Annotated in this window: 20 protein-coding genes, 1 pseudogene and 1 riboswitch; of the genes and pseudogenes, 10 read left to right on the forward strand and 11 right to left on the reverse strand. The window is 37.5% G+C overall.

Features of this window, described 5'->3' with window-relative positions; translation table 11 throughout:
* Positions 1-6: 6 nt before the first annotated feature.
* Positions 7-774 carry a CPBP family intramembrane glutamic endopeptidase gene (locus JEM45_RS10025; RefSeq protein WP_198687420.1) on the reverse strand — a complete coding sequence of 256 codons (768 nt, stop codon included), beginning with the start codon at positions 772-774 and terminating at the stop codon, positions 7-9.
* A 187-nt stretch (positions 775-961) separates the two neighbouring features.
* On the opposite strand from JEM45_RS10025, the gene groES reads away from it, so the two are divergent.
* A complete protein-coding gene (gene groES, locus JEM45_RS10030; protein ID WP_026866728.1) occupies positions 962-1246 on the forward strand; it encodes a co-chaperone GroES in 285 nt (94 codons plus the stop codon).
* Between the two features lie 39 nt (positions 1247-1285).
* On the forward strand, positions 1286-2911 hold the full coding sequence (gene groL, locus JEM45_RS10035) for a chaperonin GroEL (protein WP_026866729.1): 1626 nt from the start codon (positions 1286-1288) through the stop codon (positions 2909-2911).
* 204 nt (positions 2912-3115) lie between these two features.
* Here groL and JEM45_RS10040 read toward each other — a convergent pair whose 3' ends face one another.
* From JEM45_RS10040 to JEM45_RS10050, 3 genes and pseudogenes are all read right to left on the reverse strand, one after another.
* A complete protein-coding gene (locus tag JEM45_RS10040) occupies positions 3116-3565 on the reverse strand; it encodes a QueT transporter family protein (protein WP_026866730.1) in 450 nt (149 codons plus the stop codon).
* Between the two features lie 8 nt (positions 3566-3573).
* Positions 3574-3617, reverse strand: a riboswitch (PreQ1 riboswitch).
* On the reverse strand, positions 3616-4389 hold the full coding sequence (locus JEM45_RS10045) for an NRDE family protein (protein WP_026866731.1): 774 nt from the start codon (positions 4387-4389) through the stop codon (positions 3616-3618). Its footprint overlaps the riboswitch before it by 2 nt.
* Positions 4376-5054 (reverse strand): annotated as a pseudogene (locus JEM45_RS10050) (RluA family pseudouridine synthase). Before JEM45_RS10050 ends, JEM45_RS10045 begins: the two are co-directional and overlap by 14 nt.
* Positions 5055-5139: 85 nt before the next feature.
* On the opposite strand from JEM45_RS10050, the gene JEM45_RS10055 reads away from it, so the two are divergent.
* Positions 5140-6576, forward strand: a complete 1437-nt coding sequence (locus tag JEM45_RS10055) for a phospholipase D family protein (RefSeq protein WP_198687421.1) — start codon at positions 5140-5142, stop codon at positions 6574-6576.
* Between the two features lie 192 nt (positions 6577-6768).
* On the opposite strand, the gene JEM45_RS10060 is transcribed toward JEM45_RS10055, so the two are convergent.
* A complete protein-coding gene (locus JEM45_RS10060) occupies positions 6769-7317 on the reverse strand; it encodes a cysteine hydrolase family protein (protein WP_026866735.1) in 549 nt (182 codons plus the stop codon).
* Positions 7318-7371: 54 nt separating this feature from the next.
* Positions 7372-8262, reverse strand: a complete 891-nt coding sequence (locus JEM45_RS10065; protein ID WP_166627083.1) for a fructose bisphosphate aldolase — start codon at positions 8260-8262, stop codon at positions 7372-7374.
* Positions 8263-8411: 149 nt separating this feature from the next.
* On the opposite strand from JEM45_RS10065, the gene JEM45_RS10070 reads away from it, so the two are divergent.
* Positions 8412-9347, forward strand: coding sequence for an aldo/keto reductase (locus JEM45_RS10070; protein WP_026866737.1), 936 nt, complete (start codon positions 8412-8414; stop codon positions 9345-9347).
* 332 nt (positions 9348-9679) lie between these two features.
* Here JEM45_RS10070 and JEM45_RS10075 read toward each other — a convergent pair whose 3' ends face one another.
* Genes JEM45_RS10075 through JEM45_RS10085 form a run of 3 tightly spaced genes read right to left on the reverse strand, consistent with a single transcriptional unit; the run spans position 9680 to position 12778 of the window.
* A complete protein-coding gene (locus JEM45_RS10075) occupies positions 9680-10810 on the reverse strand; it encodes an ABC transporter permease (protein WP_026866738.1) in 1131 nt (376 codons plus the stop codon).
* Positions 10797-11849, reverse strand: a complete 1053-nt coding sequence (locus JEM45_RS10080) for an ABC transporter permease (RefSeq protein ID WP_026866739.1) — start codon at positions 11847-11849, stop codon at positions 10797-10799. The genes JEM45_RS10075 and JEM45_RS10080 overlap by 14 nt, the downstream gene beginning before the upstream one ends.
* Positions 11849-12778 carry an ABC transporter ATP-binding protein gene (locus JEM45_RS10085; protein WP_156889148.1) on the reverse strand — a complete coding sequence of 310 codons (930 nt, stop codon included), beginning with the start codon at positions 12776-12778 and terminating at the stop codon, positions 11849-11851. The genes JEM45_RS10080 and JEM45_RS10085 overlap by 1 nt, the downstream gene beginning before the upstream one ends.
* 115 nt (positions 12779-12893) lie before the next feature.
* Between JEM45_RS10085 and JEM45_RS10090 the strand changes: the two genes are divergently transcribed.
* The 5 genes from JEM45_RS10090 to rbsK are packed head-to-tail and all read left to right on the forward strand — an operon-like array spanning position 12894 to position 17362.
* Positions 12894-13934, forward strand: coding sequence for a sensor histidine kinase (locus JEM45_RS10090; RefSeq protein WP_166627081.1), 1041 nt, complete (start codon positions 12894-12896; stop codon positions 13932-13934).
* On the forward strand, positions 13935-14534 hold the full coding sequence (locus JEM45_RS10095) for a response regulator transcription factor (protein WP_026866742.1): 600 nt from the start codon (positions 13935-13937) through the stop codon (positions 14532-14534). It abuts the gene before it with no gap.
* A gap of 42 nt (positions 14535-14576) precedes the next feature.
* Entirely contained in the window at positions 14577-15509 is a 933-nt protein-coding gene (locus tag JEM45_RS10100; protein WP_198687422.1) for a nucleoside hydrolase, read from the forward strand.
* Positions 15510-15511: 2 nt separating this feature from the next.
* Complete coding sequence (locus tag JEM45_RS10105) at positions 15512-16447, forward strand: nucleoside hydrolase (RefSeq protein WP_166627080.1); 936 nt, start codon at positions 15512-15514, stop codon at positions 16445-16447.
* Between the two features lie 21 nt (positions 16448-16468).
* Positions 16469-17362 (forward strand): ribokinase, encoded by an 894-nt coding sequence (gene rbsK / locus JEM45_RS10110; protein ID WP_026866745.1) that lies wholly within the window; start codon positions 16469-16471, stop codon positions 17360-17362.
* Between the two features lie 100 nt (positions 17363-17462).
* On the opposite strand, the gene JEM45_RS10115 is transcribed toward rbsK, so the two are convergent.
* Together JEM45_RS10115 and JEM45_RS10120 are read right to left on the reverse strand one after the other, a co-directional pair.
* Positions 17463-17987, reverse strand: a complete 525-nt coding sequence (locus JEM45_RS10115) for a hypothetical protein (protein ID WP_198687423.1) — start codon at positions 17985-17987, stop codon at positions 17463-17465.
* Positions 17988-18092: 105 nt separating this feature from the next.
* Positions 18093-18557, reverse strand: a complete 465-nt coding sequence (locus JEM45_RS10120; RefSeq protein WP_026866747.1) for an S-ribosylhomocysteine lyase — start codon at positions 18555-18557, stop codon at positions 18093-18095.
* Positions 18558-18669: 112 nt separating this feature from the next.
* On the opposite strand from JEM45_RS10120, the gene JEM45_RS10125 reads away from it, so the two are divergent.
* Positions 18670-19668, forward strand: coding sequence for an ABC transporter ATP-binding protein (locus JEM45_RS10125; protein WP_051220498.1), 999 nt, complete (start codon positions 18670-18672; stop codon positions 19666-19668).
* Positions 19669-19709: the final 41 nt, after the last annotated feature.

Consider the following 19709-nt stretch of genomic DNA (forward strand, 5'->3'; position numbering starts at 1 on the left):
TTAATTTTACATAAAGAATGTCGTTAGAATTGTATTGAGTTGGTCTTGGAGTTCAGCCGCCTGTTCTAAATAATCCCTAAAGACAGTTTGAATCAAGACAACGATACCGTTCATCAAGATATGCACGATGATTGGAACGAGTAATCGGCCACTCATGACATATAAGAAACTAAATACATATGACATAGAAAGATAGACAAGAATATGAGTGAAGTCAGCGTGAGCAACAGCAAATATTAAACCACTCACGAGACCTGCAATTAAGAAGGCAATGACTTTTTGAGTCCTTGAATTTGCTTTAAATAGTTCAAAAATCTCAGCAAATATTGCTCTTCTAAATACATACTCTTCTATAATCGGTCCAAATAATACGACGACGAGCACCATAAATGGTGAAGAGAAAATCATATCGACGATTTCCATCGTATTTTCACTTTCGACAGGGTTTCCGAGTATAGAAATATTGATTAAACTTGCGACAATTTGTGAAAGGTAGGCGAGTACAACCCCACCGATAATCCATACTGTTGTAAGTAATGGATCAGACTGTTTGCCAAGTTCAATACGATTTTTGTTCTTGTGAAGGTTACCGATAACGATAACGATGATTGCACCGAGTGCAAAGGTAATAATCTGATATGGAATCATTTTTTCGACCAGTTCATTTGGTTCAAGTGTCGGATCTAAAGCAGCAAAAACCAAACCGATAGGTAAGAGTGCAAATTGTACTGCCAAGAATGTTAAAATTATAAGTAGGCTATATAAGCGTCTCAAGATTAAACCTCCAATTTCGAATAGTTTTATCTTACATTAAAATGAAGTAAGTCAAAAGTATTTCAGTCTTTTTGCTTGCAATATTGACCAATTTTGATTAATATAAATTATGTTAGCACTCTGATATAAAGAGTGCCAGCTCATTGTTCTTTTATAATTAAGCAAGAATAATAAGGAGGCCATTTCCATGCTAAAACCAATTGGAAATCGTGTAATAGTAGATTTAACTCAAAAAGAAGAAAAAACAACTAGCGGTATTATTTTAACTGACTCGGCAAAAGAAAAACCTCAAGAAGGTGTTGTCGTTGCTGTTGGTACAGGCCGTGTATTAGAGAATGGAACGACTGTAGATATGCAAGTTAAAGAAGGCGACAGAGTCGTTTATCAGAAATTTGCTGGTTCAGAAGTTGAATATGGTGACAATACTTACCTAATTTTATCAGATTCAGAAATCTTAGCAGTTGTAGAATAATTAATAATTAACATATTATGAAATTTTGGAGGTATAATCATGGCTAAAGAACTTAAGTTTTCAGAAGATGCACGTCAGTCAATGCTTGCTGGTGTGGACAAATTAGCGAATGCTGTAAAAGTGACGATGGGTCCTAAAGGACGTAACGTCGTTTTAGATAAACCATATGCTGCACCATTAATCACTAATGATGGTGTGACGATTGCAAAAGAAATTGAACTTGAAGACCGATATGAAAACATGGGTGCAAAACTTGTAGCAGAAGTTGCAAACCAGACAAATGAAATTGCTGGTGACGGTACAACAACTGCGACAGTACTTGCGCATGCGATGATTCAAGAAGGTCTTAAGAACGTAACAAGTGGTGCAAACCCAGTTGGTATACGTACAGGTATTGGTAGAGCGGTAGACCGTGCAGTAGAAGCACTTCAAGAAATTTCTAAACCTGTACAAGACAAAGAATCTATTTCTCAAGTTGGTTCAATCTCAGCAGATGATCCTGAAATTGGAGAGTATATCTCTGAAGCTATGGAGAAAGTCGGCAATGACGGTGTCATCACGATTGAAGAATCACGTGGCTTCAAAACTGAATTGGAAGTCGTTGAAGGTATGCAATTTGATCGTGGTTATTTATCTCCTTATATGGTGACGGATTCAGAGAAAATGTTAGCTGAACTGGATAACCCTTATATTTTAATCACTGATAAGAAGATTTCTAATATCCAAGACTTAGTGCCATTACTGGAACAAATCGTTCAATCTTCACGTCCAATTCTAATTATTGCTGACGACGTTGATGGCGATGCAATGACAAACTTAGTTTTAAACAAAATCCGCGGTACATTTAATGTGATCGCAGTTAAAGCACCTGGATTTGGTGACCGTCGTAAAGCGATGCTAGAAGACATTGCAGTATTAACAGGTGGTCAAGTGATCACTGATGAGTTAGGACTTGAACTTAAAGACGCAACTTTAGACTTACTAGGTAGTGCAAGTAAAGTTCACGTTACTAAAGATGATACGACAATCGTTGAAGGTTCAGGAGACAAAAATGTAATCGATGGACGCGTCGGTCAAATCAAAGCACAAATTGAAGAAACAACTTCAAGCTTCGATAAAGAAAAACTTCAGGAACGCCTTGCTAAATTAGCAGGTGGTGTTGCAGTGATCAAAGTTGGTGCGGCAACAGAAACTGAAATGAAAGAACGTAAACTACGTATCGAAGATGCCCTGAACTCAACACGTGCAGCTGTTGAAGAAGGTATCGTTGCAGGTGGTGGGACAGCACTTGCAGGTGTTCACAGTAAAGTCGCTGAATTAGAGGCAGAAGGTGACGAACAAACAGGTATCAATATTGTCCTTAAAGCATTAGAAGCGCCATTAAGACAAATTGTTGAAAATGCTGGACTAGAAGGTTCAGTGATTGTACAACAACTTAAAAATCAAGAAGTTGGTGTTGGATATAATGCTAAAACAAATGAATGGGTTAACATGGTAGAAACAGGCATTGTGGATCCTACTAAAGTAACGCGTTCTGCCCTACAAAATGCAGGATCAGTCGCTGCAATGTTCTTAACAACAGAAGCTGTTGTTGCTGACATTCCAGAAGAAAACGGTGGCGGTGACATGAATGGCATGGGCGGCGGCATGCCAGGTATGATGTAATAGATATGAATTTTGATTGAGGTATGTCCCTTTATAAGGGGCATACCTTTTTTATATTTGATTTTGGTGGAGGAAAGTCTATAAGTCATCATGAAATGAGAGTCGAATAGACAAAAGAGGGTGAAAATTCTATTGGGCATGCCGAAAATACTAGCCAATAGACAAAAAAACCCTTGATCACATGTGATCAAGGGCTACTCATTATTATTCTGGCAAGATTCTATCGCCAAACTTCTTAAATATGAAGGTTCCAATTAGCGTCATAATCAGTGTAGAAGCACCGACAGTCATGACACTGAACCAATATGGAATGCCAAGCACTAGGTAAAGTGCTAGAGCGACAATTAGTCCGGAAAGTATAGAATATTGTACGGCGTTGAGCCATACATTTTTAACGAAATATGAAATCGTGTACGCGATGATTCCGATTACTAAACCGACAGCAACATCTATAAGACCTAAGCTAGAAAAGGCATTAGCAATTGCTAAACCTAATAAAATACCTGGGATGTATTTGCGGTTAAAAAATGGAATGACACAGAGAATCTCACTGACTCTCAGTTGAATAGCACCAGTACCGATAGGGTTGATGACTGTGAGTGCAACATAAATTGCAGCTAAGACGGCGTTTATTGCCATGTCTCTTACGTTCATAATGGTAAATCTCCTTAGTTTTTTTGACAGGGAGTTTGCGAACCTGTGTATTATTTTTTGACTATAATCGTTTCTTTTCTTTCACCAGTTTGCTGACCTTTATAGAAAGTCCGCTCGATAAAAGTTATATTATCATCGTGATCAACAAGAATGACTGAAGAACATCTTGTACCATATTCAAAATCTGGAATATTGATGAATAATGGTGAGAGTTGTTTCTCTAATTCAAAGTCCACACCTGTTTGTTGGACTTGATCATCTGATGCTTCTCTAGTATTGCCGAGTAATGTAAACAATGCTTCGACATCAATGTCATCATCGGTAAGTACTTTGTCCAGTTCGACTTTACCGATTAAAACTTTTGGCCATGGGCTATTAAGGAATTCATTGGACAGCCCATGGGTACCAGGTGTCACTTCACTGATATCGTACTGATAGTTGTTCATATAGTAGAGACGGTCAGTGTCTCCAACGAGTAGGTTATAGCCAGCATAATCTTCTTTTTTATACTTTAATTGATTTAAATATTCTTCACCATTTTGGTTTGATAACAGATAATTAACAATCAATTCACCACGAGACTTGTCAGCAATCTTGGTCATTTCTTCGACATTACGAATATTAGTCAATGCTCCTATTTTACCTGATTTTGTGACCGCAAGCCAGGTCCCATTTGCTTTTAAATCCCGACCACCAAAAATATTTGGATGATCATCCCACCAAGCAATTTGTGACGTTGGTCGTTCATAGGACTCATCACGATTGGCTGCAATAATCATCTTATATTTAGGGTGTGCGCCAATATTAAAATTAATTAAACACATTAAACTCACTCCATGGATAGGTTCTAGGCGGCTGACAGCTAACCTCAATATATTCATCTTTTGTTGGGTGCTTCACTTTTAAGTAAGTTGAATATAAGGCTATCTGTCTTCCAGCTTCAGCATTTTTATTGTATTTTTGATCGCCAATTAATGGGTGGCCTGCATGGGACAATTGGACCCTAATTTGATGTGATCGACCTGTGTGTAGTTTTACTTTAACTAAAGATAAACCATCTACTGCCTCTTTGACTTCATAGTCCAGTTTTGCCTCTTTGGTATTTTTGTGGTTTTTGTGTACAACTTTTGAAATATTTTTTGCCTGGTTTTTGAAGAGATAATTCGTTAAGGTCCCTTTTTTCTGATTCAAAGTACCTTCAACTACCGCATGGTATTCACGTTCTAACTTATGCAAACGTACTTCATTTGATAGTCTGGATGCAGCTTTAGATGTTCTTGCAAACACAATCGCACCACCAACGGGACGGTCTAGACGGTGTACTAGACCTAAAAAAAACATCTCCAGGCTTATTGTATTTTTCTTTTATATATGCTTTTAATAGAGTTAAGAGATCTTCATCTTCTGAAGAGTCCGCTTGAACAGGTATATTAACAGGCTTGTCGACAATCAACAGATGATTATCTTCATATAATACATTGATATTCACGAATTTAAGCTCCTTAAAATTGGTAGTTTATATTATATCATGTTGGGGCGTCATTAATGAGTGAATGACTCAGATGAGGTGACTTATGAAAAAGCGTTACGTCTTGTACATCGTTTTGTTATTTATCGTGCTCATCCCCTTAGTAGTGATGACAGCTCGCCATTTTATGCCGGTTCCAAATGGTGTTTCCTATGAATCAGAAGTCTATCAAACTGATGATGTGAATTTTTTGTATGACATTACTTTGATGAATGCTGAAGGTGAGTCACAGTCCAAGCAACAAATTATTGATGAGATTTACCAGATGATTGATGAGGCAGAAGACTTCTTAGTTATAGATATGTTTTTATTCAATGATGATTATAATCATGAAACTTTAGATTTTCCTACATTGTCACAAGACTTAGCAAACAAACTAATTGAAAAAAAGAATAAAAATCCAGACTTAGAAATTGTTTTCATAACAGATCCGATCAATACATTTTATGGAACCTATACACCTGATCACCTGGCTGCTCTTGAAGAAGCGGGTATCAACCTTATCTATACTGATTTATCTAAGCTCAGAGACTCTAACTCGATTTATTCAGGGGTTTATCGTTCGTATTTACAGCATTTTGGGACCTCAAAAGAAGCTTGGCTGACCAATGCGCTTAGGCCCGATGGCCCTGAAGTTAATATTCGTTCATATATACAGATGTTGAACTTTAAAGCCAATCATAGAAAAGTTGTCATTAATGAGAAAGATGTATTGGCAACTTCCTTAAACCCACACGATGCGAGTGCACATCATTCAAATATTGCTTTAAAGACTAGTGGACCAATTATCGAAGAATTTCTAGATTCAGAAAGAGCTGTCGTGAACTTTAGCGGTGGAGATACACGAATCTTTAGTGATTTTAAAGATGGGCTTGAAGCTGAAGATGAGACTGGCGAATACAAAGTGAAATTCATGACAGAAGGTAAGATTAAAGAAAATATTTTGACTATGATAGATGAGGCTGATTCTGAAGATCATCTGAAGCTTGGGCTGTTTTATTTGTCAGACCGTGATGTTATTGAGGCGTTGAAATCAGCACTCGACCGTGACGTGAATGTAAAGTTGATTTTGGATATAAATAAAGATGCCTTCGGTAATGAGAAGAACGGGGTGCCAAATAAACCCGTCGCAGATGAATTGATGTCCTATGAAAATCCACCAGAAATCCGTTGGTATAAATCGAGTGGAGAGCAATATCATTCGAAATTTATAATGTTAGAAGCAGAGGATGAAGTCATATTTAATGGTGGGTCAGCTAATTTTACGAGACGAAACTTAGACGATTATAACCTCGAGACGAATATGATGGTGACTGCACCAAAAGGTAGTGACTTTTCTTCCCATGTGACGACGTACTACGACACACTTTGGAATAATGACGGGGCAGAATACACTTTAGATTATGAAGAAGAGGCTGAAGATTCACTTGGTAAGACTATTTTATATAGAATACAAGAATTTTTCGGTCTATCGACATTTTGATTTATATTTAATGAGTACTTATCACCGAAAAGAGTAAAAATGGTGATAAGTGCCAAAAATAAAGGTGACTTATCACCGAAAAGAGTAAAAATGGTGATAAGTGTCAAAAATAAAGGTGACTTATTACCGAAAAGAGTAGAAATGGTGATAAGTGCTGTCAAAAACAGTAACATATCACCAGACCGAGCTGTTTTAAATTATTTTTGCACCTAAGGAATTCTTAAAGTGATCCAACGCAGCTTTATGTCCATCTTCATTAAAACTTTGAACAGCAGCTTCATGAATGACAATATCAAAGCCTTTGTTATAGGCATCAATAGCTGTGTGTAGAATACAAATATCTGTACACACACCAACAAGATGCAGTTCAGTAATTCCCCGAGCTTTCAAACGCAGCTCTACATCTGTACCAACAAAAGCGGAGTAGCGGGTTTTATCGGTATAGTAGACGTTATCCTTATCTTTGTTTTCCTGATACAGTACTTCTAGCTCCCCGTATAAGTCACGACCACTTGTACCAATGATATTGTGGGGTGGGAAAAGCTTGGTTTCTGGATGATAGGTATCATCTGCTTCATGCGCATCAATTGCAAAGATTATATAGTCACCATTGTCGATAAAATCCTTAGTAATTTTTACAAGCGCATCGTGTACATCTTGTGCGGGTTTACCGGCTGTGAGCTTCCCGTCATCTGCAACAAAGTCATAGGTGTAATCAATATTTAATAATCCTTTCATCAATGGATTCTCCTTTATAAAAAAGACAATGGTAGCTACCATTGTCTTTTTTTAATATTATTTTTTATTTACTGATGCATCGTAGATTGAATCGATTGCTTCAGCAAGTTTCGCATCAAATTCTTCATCTGATTGGTCCGCACGTAAATCACTAGAAAGTGCACGTGAGAAGCTGGCAATCACACCGTGGTTTTCTTTTAGTAATTCGTTTGCTTCGTCACGACTATATCCACCAGATAAGGCAACAACACGAATCACATTAGGGTGATCAACTAATGCTTTGTACTGATCCGCAACTGTTGGGATTGTCAATTTCAACATCACTAACTCATCTTCAGCAAGTGTGTCTAATTGTTGTAAGATTTCTCTGTTTAAGATTTCTTCGATCTCTTTTTTGTCTTCAGCATGAATGTTAACTTCAGGCTCAATGATTGGCACTAAGCCAGCAGCAATAATTTGTTTACCCACTTCAAACTGCTGGTCAACAATTGACTTAATGCCTGCTTCATTTGCTGAAAGGATGTTAGAGCGCATTTTTGTACCGAAGATGTTACGGTCATTTGCACGCGCTAGTAAATCTTCAAGGTCCGGCATAGGTTTCATTAACTGTACGCCATTCTTTTCGTCAGCTAAGCCCTTGTCGACTTTTAAGAAAGGTACAACACCTTTGTTTGCTAAATAATTTCCTGTGTATTCACCTTCAACTTCACGGTCTATTGTCTGTTCGAAAAGGATCGCACCTAGAACTTTATCAGAAGTAAATGAAGGTGAAGTGACAATACGTGTACGCATTTCATGTACAAGGTCGAACATTTCATTTTCATTAGAGTACTGGCTTTCATCGACACCATAAGCTTTTAATGCTTTAGGTGTACTTCCGCCACTTTGGTCTAAGGCAGCTATAAAGCCGTTTCCTTGTTTTACTTTATCAAGCTGTTCTTGATTCATTAAATATCACTCCTTTAAAAGTTTTACACTCCTTTATAGTATGCTAAAAAAAGCGCTTAACTGCAAGTTCAAATCTTTAACCTTTAAGCAAATTTCAGTTAGGATGAAAGTAGCATTAATGATTCACACAAAACTTAGGAGGTACACTCATGGCAGAATTCGTTTCATTAGGTAAATCAGAAGTTGCTGTACACCCAATTGCACTTGGGACAAACTTTGTAGGTGGACATAACCTATACAAAGATGTTGATGAAGAAGCGGGGAAAAATACAGTTAGAGAAGCAATTGATGCAGGCGTAACTATGTTAGACACCGCTTTTATATATGGCCCTAAGCGTTCTGAGGAACTAATTGGTGAAGTATTAAAAGAATATAATCGTGAAGATATTGTTGTTGCGACTAAAGCAGCACAGAACTATGATGACAACGGAGAAATGTTTGTTGATAATTCACCAGAATTTTTTCGTCAAGCCGTAGATGAAGCGCTAGAAAGATTAGACACTGATTATATAGATTTATTTTATATTCACAATCCTGACGATAAAACACCGAAAAATGAGGCAGTCTCAGCCTTACAAGAATTAAAAGAACAAGGAAGAATTAAGGCGATTGGCGTCTCAAATTTTTCTTTAGAACAACTTAAAGAAGCGAACCAAGATGGTTATGTGGACGTCATTCAAAATGAATATAATCTCTTTAATAGAGAAGCAGAGGATAGAATTTTACAATATACTGCAGATAACAACATTACCTTCATTCCTTTCTTCCCCTTAGCTGCAGGCTTGTTAGCAGGGAAGTATGATGAAAATACAAAATTTGATGACTTAAGAGCCAACCTTCCGTTCTACCAGGAAGATACGTTTAAGGAGAACTTGGCTAAAGTTGATCAATTAAAATCCTTAGCAGAAAAATACGGTGAAGATGTTGCACAGATTGTACTTGCATTTTACTTCACTAGACCATCATTAGATGTGATTATTCCTGGTGCTAAAAAAGGTGAACAAATTAAAGCAAACATGAGAGCGGCAGAAATTGACTTAGATCCAGAAGATGTTGAATTTATAGATGAATTGTTTAGTAAATAGCTTGGTTGCTAGTCTATTATAAAAAGCGCACTTCGTTTCCTGGGGCGTCACGTGAGCCTGAATACTCACGATGACGATACTTCCCAAGGAGTCGGTGCGCTTTTTTCTATAAGTATCATCAAAACTAGGGTCTTATAGAAAAAAGGGGTTTAAAGTTCTATAAGTATCATCAAAACTAGCATCTTATAGAAAAAAGTGACCAAAAATTCTACATGTGCCGTAGAAGCCACCGACTTATAGAAAAATCATGGAGAAATTTCCACAACTCACCCGAATACAGTGGACTTATAGAAAAAAGGGCTAGGAATTTTATCCTAACCCTGATAACTTCATCATAACTGTGTACTTTTCCGTTGATTGTTGAAAATAATTCCAATAATCAAGAAAGCTACAGTGTATAGGAGCAACACTGCGATTGACGGTATGGTCTCTGACCAAGTGATGTCTGAGGCACCGTAAATCTGTGTATAGTGGTAAAGCGGTAGGAACTCTGCGACTCGTCTTGCAGTATCTCCGAACAATTCTATTGGTACGAATATACCTGACATAAAGGCTAATCCTAGGGTGATTAGATTCGCGAGCCCATTGACCATGAAGCGGTTTGTTGTCAGTGCATTAATGGCAAATTGCATGGCGAGTGTAAATAGCGTAATCAATAGTAGAGCGACGAGTATCTTACCTAGTGGTATACCATCTAAACGGTCATAATATAAACCGACGAGTCCAAAGAACATGATGAGTGTTGCAAATATACCGACAAGAGACTGACTGGATAAAATTTGAATGGCGCTAGAGGTAGATGATACTGGTGCTGCAATAATACGCTTTTGTAACTCTGGTTTATTGTACTCAGACATCAAGTTACCGATCGTTAACATCAACAGTAACATAAGCCAGTAAGCAGCAAAGTTAGAATAAGCAGCAGCATTGTTATAGTTTTCTTCACTGCTTGCTAAGCCATCATCATTTAAAGACACTTCAACTCTTTCATTTAATGCTGTATCGAGTTGTTCTGTATCGAGTTGACCTAATTCGTTATATTGCGCATTCATGAACATGAGTACTTTTGATATCTCGGTCTCTAATTGAGTACTTGCTGTCGCTCGTTCATCACTAATGATTTCAACTGCAGCATCACCTTGTTGAACGAGGTCCTCAAAGTTAGGATCAATAATAATCGCCCCGTGAATTTCTGAAAGGAACACCGCTTCTTCTAATGTTGAACGTGCTTTGTCATTGACAACTTCTACTTGATTGCCATGTTCTAAATAATCGATTAAAGCCTCTGAACTTTCAGATTCTGAATAATCAACGACAGTGATTCTAAGTGACTGTGATTCGAACTCTCCTTGATCAGAAAATTGACTGAACATCGCTGCAATTAAGAAGAACACGATAGCAAGTGGCAAGATCAGCCACTTATACTTCCAAAAGTGTAGGAGAATTACTCTAAATATTGTCATATTGTTTCCTCCTTAAAGCGACAAGTGTAATCAAGGCTGAGACAAGAGTGATACCAACAAGGTACAAAATAGTCATCCAATAGCCATCAAAATTCCCCATCAAATTGACTCGGTAAATCGAATCAGTAATGTGTGCAAGTGGATTAAGCTGGTTAATCAAAGGTGCTTGTTGATTGATCATGCCTCTTAAGCCAGGACCCATAAGACCCGCTAGAAATGCTAGGCCAACAATGAGTACGACAGGGAAGATAGATTTCACATTTATATTTACTTTCGGTGTTAAACCGATAATGTAACCTAATCCTAGACCGGCAAAGTTCGCGGCAAGCACGATTCCAAGTGTTGCAGGTAGATTATTAAACAAATTATCTTGATAGAATATCATCAAGAAGCCGATGACAATTCCTGATGAAAACAGTCCTAACACGAGAGAGGCTAGTGAACTTGCTAAAATATAGAGCGACTTAGAAAATGGGCTGGCAGAAAATCTGGCACCCATAGTAGACAGGTTCGGTCTCATCGATGAAATAAGCTCCATACTCGTGAACATGGTATAGAGTGAAATCATTGCTATCGTCGAGTAGAACATTACCACTTGAGGCTCAGTATCCATATCCGTTGTTTGAATAAAGTCAGTTTCATAATTAAAGTTTTCTGGTGAAACTCCGAGTGTACCAGTTTGGTGAACTTGATTTAAAACAGATTCTAAGACGGTTTGTTCAAAACCACTACCTTCTACAAGAAGGCTTCCATCTGAACTAATATATCCAGTGATTGCTTCGTCAGATAAGTCGGTTCGTGCATTTGACTCGGTCATCTCTTGAACATTTATAAATTCAATTTCTTCTAAGACAGCAGTATATTCATATTGACTGTCGACGCCGACATCAATGTCAGATAGCTCATTACTACCAAGGTTAGCTGTGGTTGCCATGAATATTGTTACCAAGACGAGAGGATAAGCAATCGTCCAAAAAAGGAAGCCGAAATCCTTAAAGTTAATTAACAGTAAATACTTGGTTAAACGTAAGAGATTCATTAGTCCCTCAACTCCTTACCTGTTAGCTCCAGGAAGATATTACTTAGAGATGGTTGTTCACTTCGTATTTCTGTATAAGTCAGAGAATTTTCTTCGATAAAGTGAATCAAATTCGTTAGATTGTTATTGTTTTTATCGAATTGGATGTTATAGGTATTGTTGGATTTAATGACTTGATTGACGTTTTTAATATTCTCCAACAATTCCTTTAGATTGTCTGGTTCTGAGATGAACTTAACGGTGATACTTTCTGTAGTGGATATAGAATTCTGTAAGTCTTCTAAAGAACCAGCAGCAATATTTCGCCCATTATCCATGATGACAAACGAATCACATAGGTCTTCTGCCTCTTCTAAATAGTGGGTTGTATATATCACTGTTGTGCCCTGATCCTTCATCTTTTTTACGCCATCTAAAATGAAATTACGACTCTGGGCATCGACGGCGACAGTCGGTTCATCTAAAAATAAGATATCCGGCTTATGTGCGATACCACAGGCGATATTAAGGCGACGCTTCAAACCACCTGATAGGTGACCTGGGGTAAACTTTCTATATTTTTCAAGTCCTACAAAGTTAATGGCTTCATCGACTAGTTCTTTTCGTTTCGCTGGATTTTTTACATACAGCCCACAGAAGAAATCGACGTTTTCTACGACATTTAGTTTTTCAAAAATAGCGAGTTCTTGTGGCACGATCCCAATTCTCGCTTTTGTTTTATTATTATTTGGATTTACAGGCTGTCCAAATAATTCAATCGTACCTTGATCGAATTTTAGGAGGGATAACATGCAATTAATTGCAGTTGTTTTACCACAACCGTTCGGACCGAGTAAGCCTACAATTTCATTTTTTCCTGCATGAAATGAAAAATGGTCTAATGCAATAACATCCTTATAGCGTTTAACGACCTTGTCGACAGAAATCATAATATTTCCTCCCTGTGTAATATTGATTAATTTAAGTTTATAATAGGAATGAATCTTCTGTTAGTGTCTTTGGTCATGATATCAAGTGACAAATGTCATATTGTGAGGTGAAACGGTGGGAAACTTAAATGAAAAGATGATGACTTTTTTGATCTTACTGATTTATTATCTGTATGCTGAAAGTGAAGCATCAGTGATTATCGTACTTGTGTCATTTATACTATTTTTTGTATCAGATGTATTTAAGACAACATACATAGCCTATTTCTCTGTTATCATCATGTTTATGCTGTTAATTTTGGACACACATTTCGTTTACTTTATTCCAGGGGCGATTTATGTGCTCTTACAACTTGTCGGCCCTTACAGTATCGTTGGATTCATCCCACTCTTCTTACTTTCGGAATGGGTTCTTTTAATATTTAGTGTATTACTGATGTACCTATCTTTTTTATCATTAAAATTAGAAAGAAGAACAAAAGAGAACAGAAATATGAGAGACCAGCTCACCGAGGATAATATTAGACTAAGGGCTCAGCGTAATGAACTCATGAAAAACCATGAAAAAGACATATACTTAGCGGGATTAAATGAAAGAAATCGGATTGCAAGAGACATGCATGATGCGCTCGGACACTCTTTATCATCGAGTATTCTATTAATTGAATCTCTACAATTCGTCAATGATGAAGCGGAATTAAAGCAATCATTAAAGATGCTACAAGACCGCTTAAAGACGGGAATGAACGACATACGCCATAGTATTCATCATCTGTATGATACTTCGATTGATATCGAGGCAAGAATTGAACAGTATTTAAGTGACATGGAAAATTTCGAAACACATTTCGTTTTTGATGTTAATCGAGAATTTAAGCAAGAAGAAAAAATCGATATTTTGGCCATTGTACGGGAGTCTCTTACCAATATCACTAAACATTCAAATGGTGACGAAATTAGTGTGATTATCAAGGAACATCCGAAGTATTTAACTATGACAATCAAAGATAATGGGACATCGGAGGCTGTGCCGAATAAGGGTATGGGTATTCAAACAATGAAAGAAGTAGTAATGAAATATGGAGGAGTACTAAACACATTCAACGACCAAGGTTTTACCGTCCATGCGATTTTTTATAAGGAGGGGGCTAACTAGATGAAGATAATAATCGTTGATGATGATCCATTAGTCGTATCTGCCTTATCGACAATCGTCAATAATTCTAACTATGAAGTAATAGGGACAGGTTCAGATGGTCAGGAAGCTATTGAATTGTATCGAACTTATCAACCTGATTTGTTAATGACAGATATTAGAATGAGAAATAAGTCCGGTTTAGAAGCGAGTCAAGAAATCTTAGAAGAATTCAGTGATGCCAAGATACTTTTGATAACAACATTTAAGGATGATGAATATATTCATCAATCACTTGGTATGGGCTGTAAGGGTTATTTACTAAAGGATAACTTAACAGGTATTATTCCAGCCATAGATGCTGTCTTATCCGGTAATATGGTATTTGATAGTAATATCGTTAAAAATATGTCGGCAACGTCGACATCCAAGTCTCTCGGTGAATTATCCACGCGTGAACAGGATATTATTGAACTGGTAGCAGAAGGTTTAAATAATAAAGAAATATCAGAACGCTTATATCTAAGTGAGGGTACAGTAAGAAATTATATCTCACAGATGTTAACAAAACTTGATTTAAGAGACCGAACACAGCTTGCTGTGTATTATTATAAAAATTAATCGGCTCATACTATATAAAAAAGAAAAAATGGAGAGATTATAATGAGGAATGTAATTTTAGATTGTGACCCAGGACATGATGATGCAGTATCTATAATTATTGCAGCATCTAAGAAAAGTGATTTAAATATTTTAGGTATTACGACTGTTGCAGGTAATGTAGAAGTTGAAAAGAATACACAAAATGCACTGAAAGTCTCTGAACTTTTGAAATTAGAAGTACCAGTCGTTCAAGGTGCAGAGCGCCCACTAGTGAAACAGTCAGAAATTGCTCCGGAAATTCATGGGGACACAGGTATGGATGGCCCTGAATTACCAGAACCAACGATGAGGGTGAAAGAAGGCCACGCTGTTGACTTTATCATTGACCAAGTTAAACGCTCAAAAGAGAAAGTGACGCTTGTGCCAACAGGTCCATTAACGAATATTGCAATGGCTCTAATAAAAGCACTAGAAATCAAAGAAAACATCGATGAAATTGTTTTGATGGGTGGCGGAACCTTCGGCAACTGGACACCAGCTGCAGAGTTTAATATTTATGTCGATGCAGAAGCGGCTAAGGTGGTTTTTGAAAGTGGCATTCCGATTGCTATGTTTGGCCTAGATGTCACACATCAGGTAATTGCTACTCCAGATATTGTTGAACGTGTCGGTAAGATCGATAACGAAATCGCACAATTCGTCAAAGAATTACTCATCTTCTTTGGCCAAGCCTATAAAGATCACTTCGGTTTTAATGGTGGGCCTATTCACGATGCATGTACAACAATGTATTTAATGAAACCTGAACTCTTTGAAATGCAGCATCTCAATGTCAGCATTGAAATTAAAGGTGAATTTTCTTATGGTATGACTGCTGTCGATAAATTAAATGTCACTGGATTACAAGCGAATACACATTTTGCTTGGTCAGTAGATCAAGATGAATTTTGGAATGTCTTTGAGGCAGTATTAGAATCTTATGGTGAGGTGTAATTATGACAAAAACAAACTTATGGATAGACTGTGATCCGGGAATCGATGATGCAATCGCAATCGCAGCCTGTGCTGCAAGTCAAGATGTTCTTAACGTTCATGGAATTTCGACTGTTGCAGGCAATCAAACAATTGAGAGAGTCACAAATAATGCACTGCTTTTAACGGATTTCTTAAATTTAGATGTTCCTGTAGTCAGTGGACAAGTCGGTCCCTTAACGCGTGAAAAAGTAGATGCTGGACATGTTCATGGAACAACAGGCTTAGGTGATACAGTATTACCAAAAACATCTAAAACTGTAGAGCCAGGAAATCCAATAGTCTTCATGAGAGATACAATCATGAACTTACCAGAGGGTGAAAAAATGACCCTTGTACCAGTTGGTCCTTTAACCAACATTGCTTTACTGTTAAAAGTCTTCCCAGAGGTAAATAACAAAATAGAAAAAATTGTAATCATGGGTGGAGGTACTTACGGCAATAGAACCCCGACAGCTGAATTTAATATATGGGGAGACCCTGAAGCTGCCAAAATGGTCTTCGATTCTAATCTTCCTATAGTAATGTGTGGTTTAGATGTGACGCATAAAAGTGGTTTAAACCGTGAACAAGTGAAGGAATTATACGATAGTGATAAGAAAATTCAACACGCCTTTGGTGATATGTTGAATTTCTACTTTGACTCACCGGCTTACATTAATAGTGATCTCGTTCATATCCATGATGTTGTTGCAATCATCTATATAACAAACCCTGAGATCTTTACAGGACAACAAGTCAGTGTTGATGTTGACTGTACGGATGGCATTAACCGTGGTATGACCGTATGCGACCTCAGACATACAGCGCCAGAAGAAGGTCGCAATGTCACCTTATTAACAGACCTTGAGCTTGATAAATTTCAGAAAATCTTATTAGATAAATTAGAGAATCTTTAAAACCTTGGAGGTAAATGAATCATGACTGGGCCAAAAGTTACAATAATCGGCAGTTTAAATATGGATTTAGTCGTTACCTCAGAACGACACCCAGAAATCGGAGAAACACTTACTGGTCAGAAATTTTCAACCCTATGTGGTGGTAAAGGTGCCAACCAAGCCGTCGCTGCAGCCCGTCTTGGCTGTGATGTGACCTTTATCGGCAGAGTAGGAAATGATGTTTTCGGCCAAGAAATGATTGCCAATTTAAAAAATGAAGGCATTAACGTAGAGAATATTGAAATGATAGGTGATAAGGAAAGTGGCATCGCCATGATTACAGTAAATCCCATGGATAACACGATTATTATTGTGCCAGGGGCCAATGCATCTATGACAAAAGAAGTGATTGATAAGCACAAAGAAGCGATTCTAAACAGTGATATGGTCGTTACTCAGTTGGAGATTCCAATGGAAACAGTTGACTATGTTGCTGAAGTTTGTGGTGAAAATAAAATTGACCTAGTGGTGAATCCAGCACCCGCACAAGCGTTGACAGACAAAATTTTAGAACACAGCACATACATTACACCAAATCAAATTGAACTGACTCAACTTGCTGAGGCACATCCAGGATTACTTCATAACTATGCTCACAAATTTGTGGTTACAAGTGGAAGTAAAGGATGTTATTACACAGTAGATGCATATAAGGTTACCGTGCCCACGATGAAAGCAAAAGTAGTCGATACCACAGGCGCTGGTGACTGCTTCAACGGTGCCTTCGTGTCTTATATTGCACAAGGGAAATCACTTGAGGAAAGTTGTAACTTTGCCAATGTTGCAGCATCAATCAGTGTTGAATCATTTGGAGCCCAAGCAGCCATGCCAACGCTAGATAAGGTACTCGAGAAGATGGAAAGTGCGAAGAAGTAAGACGTCCCTCATGAACTCAGAAAATAAATGATTTCGCATAATAAAAACAAGCCCCCTTTTTCTCCAAATTAAATTGAAGAAAGGGGGCTTTAATATGTTTCTATACTATAGATGTAAACAAGGCAGTTGGAATTAAAATAATCCAAGGTGCCATAGCGAACGTAGAAATAATGCTCGATTTGATAATTTGCTTATCGTCTTGGATATATTTAGCATAGACTTTCTTTGTAAGCTGGTATTGCCCTAGGATAAGAACTAAAAATAGAATTAAAACTACAGCAGCACTGAAGATGCTGTCGAATGGATTAGCAATCAATCCTTCAAATAAGCCGACAATCCAGTCAGGTGTATTATTACTTATCTCTTTAACTTCATCAAAAGATGACGGATTTGATCTAAACAGTGGGTCGATATAGAGTGTCGCATATAGTAAACCAGTCGCTAAAAGGTGAGCACCTATGTCGGTTAACCAAATTTTCCATGATGCTTTGACTGTAATTTCTTTACGATTATATTCTTTACCGAGTGGTAGGTAGATTAAAAACCAATCAATCAATAATTTGAATGGAATGAAGATAAATGCCACAGGCGTAATCATCCACATTAACCATATAGGTGTAATCATAGTAAGACCTCTTTCTAATATCCTTATTCAACTTATCTTAACCGTCACTTTAACTGATGTAAATAAAAAAAGCCACTCTAGGTAAAGAGCGGCCTAAAAGTGTGTCTATTCAGCGAAAACTGTACCCCATTCATTTCTGTCAGCTAACATTTTTTGAGCGATTTCCTTAGCACCTTCTAAGCTATGACTCGCTGCCCAACCGCACTGTACTTCATTACAAGCGGGTACTTCTTTAGCTTCTAAAACATCATTTAATGTTTTCTCCATCACATTTTCAATGCCATTCTTATCATCATCATTTAAGACTGATAAATAAAAACCAGTCTGGCAGCCCATCGGGCTTAAATCAACCACACGGTCGTGATGATTACGAATATTTTCAGCCATTAAATGCTCGATGGAATGTAGGGCAGGCATATCCATGTGTTCCTTATTTGGCTGGCAAAAGCGGATATCGTACTTGTAGATTACATCACCGTGTTCACCTTCACTTGTACCTGCAAGTCTAATATAAGGTGCAGCAACTTTTGTATGATCTAAATTGAAACTCTCAACGTTCATTTTTTTCATAATGAGTCAGCTCCTTTAAAATTACATAATATAATTTTATTATAGCATGAAGACAAGTCGCAACAATCCATGACCTTCTGTATAATTAAAGTAATGATGAGGAGCGGTTGGTATGAGTGTAAATATAGAGTTTAAAAATATATCAAAACGTTATGGGACAAAAGAAAACCATGTGTTAAAGAATATAAACTTAACCATCAATAGTGGAGAATTCTTCGTTTTAGTTGGGCCTTCTGGCTCAGGTAAAACAACACTCCTTCGTATGCTTGCTGGCCTTGAAGAAATTACAGCAGGCAGCATTCTAATGGATGGAAAAGAAATCAATGATATTGCTGTGCAAGACCGAAATATATCCATGGTATTCCAAAACTATGCCCTGTATCCGCATATGACAGTTGAAGAAAATATTTTGTTTGGCTTAAAGACGAGAAAGATTAGTAAAGATGAACAAAAGGATAGATTAAAACGCACGGTTAACATATTAGGTATAGATGGTCTATTAAGAAGAAAACCCAAACAGCTTTCGGGCGGACAGAAACAAAGAGTCGCCTTAGCTCGAATGGCGGTCAGTCGTATGCCCTTGTGCTTGATGGATGAACCGTTGTCAAACTTAGACATGCAGCTCAGAACACATATGCGTCGAGAGATTAAATTACTACAACAAGAACTGAACCTAACGATGATCTATGTGACGCATGATCAGACAGAAGCCATGACAATGGGTGATAGAATATGTGTCCTACACGATGGTCAGATTCAACAAGTTGATACACCGATTAATTTGTATAATCAACCCGCTAACCGGTTCACTGCGGAGTTTATCGGCATACCTAAGATGAATATTATTAAAGCTGAAGATTTAGGGATGACGACTGGTTACGAAGTTGGCATTCGACCTGAGAATGTAAGACAAGGTGGTACTTATACGGTTAGAGTCGACAGTGTTGAGCAGCTCGGGGTGGACACCTTATTAACCTTTAAATTTAAGGATCGAATTCTTTATGCTAAATGGCTAGGTCAGCATGATATCAATAGGGGGCAAGAAATCACTATCGGTTTTGATGTTGGAAACTTTCATCATTTTGATGAAAATGGTATTGCTCTATATTAAGTCAAAAAGGAGAGGTTCCGACTGTAATCGGAACCTCTCCA

The organism is Jeotgalicoccus sp. ATCC 8456 (genome assembly GCF_016313225.1).
GTDB lineage: Bacteria > Bacillota > Bacilli > Staphylococcales > Salinicoccaceae > Jeotgalicoccus > Jeotgalicoccus marinus.

Coding starts and splice junctions, on each gene's coding strand:
- JEM45_RS10115 (WP_198687423.1), bottom strand. CDS start 17,987: ATGATTACACCTATATGGTTAATGTGGATGATTACGCCTGTGGCATTT.
- JEM45_RS10100 (WP_198687422.1), top strand. CDS start 14,577: ATGAGGAATGTAATTTTAGATTGTGACCCAGGACATGATGATGCAGTA.
- groES (WP_026866728.1), top strand. CDS start 962: ATGCTAAAACCAATTGGAAATCGTGTAATAGTAGATTTAACTCAAAAA.
- JEM45_RS10105 (WP_166627080.1), top strand. CDS start 15,512: ATGACAAAAACAAACTTATGGATAGACTGTGATCCGGGAATCGATGAT.
- JEM45_RS10070 (WP_026866737.1), top strand. CDS start 8,412: ATGGCAGAATTCGTTTCATTAGGTAAATCAGAAGTTGCTGTACACCCA.
- JEM45_RS10120 (WP_026866747.1), bottom strand. CDS start 18,557: ATGAAAAAAATGAACGTTGAGAGTTTCAATTTAGATCATACAAAAGTT.
- JEM45_RS10045 (WP_026866731.1), bottom strand. CDS start 4,389: ATGTGTTTAATTAATTTTAATATTGGCGCACACCCTAAATATAAGATG.
- JEM45_RS10075 (WP_026866738.1), bottom strand. CDS start 10,810: ATGACAATATTTAGAGTAATTCTCCTACACTTTTGGAAGTATAAGTGG.
- JEM45_RS10040 (WP_026866730.1), bottom strand. CDS start 3,565: ATGAACGTAAGAGACATGGCAATAAACGCCGTCTTAGCTGCAATTTAT.
- JEM45_RS10055 (WP_198687421.1), top strand. CDS start 5,140: ATGAAAAAGCGTTACGTCTTGTACATCGTTTTGTTATTTATCGTGCTC.
- JEM45_RS10085 (WP_156889148.1), bottom strand. CDS start 12,778: ATGATTTCTGTCGACAAGGTCGTTAAACGCTATAAGGATGTTATTGCA.
- JEM45_RS10095 (WP_026866742.1), top strand. CDS start 13,935: ATGAAGATAATAATCGTTGATGATGATCCATTAGTCGTATCTGCCTTA.
- JEM45_RS10125 (WP_051220498.1), top strand. CDS start 18,670: ATGAGTGTAAATATAGAGTTTAAAAATATATCAAAACGTTATGGGACA.
- groL (WP_026866729.1), top strand. CDS start 1,286: ATGGCTAAAGAACTTAAGTTTTCAGAAGATGCACGTCAGTCAATGCTT.
- JEM45_RS10065 (WP_166627083.1), bottom strand. CDS start 8,262: ATGAATCAAGAACAGCTTGATAAAGTAAAACAAGGAAACGGCTTTATA.
- rbsK (WP_026866745.1), top strand. CDS start 16,469: ATGACTGGGCCAAAAGTTACAATAATCGGCAGTTTAAATATGGATTTA.
- JEM45_RS10080 (WP_026866739.1), bottom strand. CDS start 11,849: ATGAATCTCTTACGTTTAACCAAGTATTTACTGTTAATTAACTTTAAG.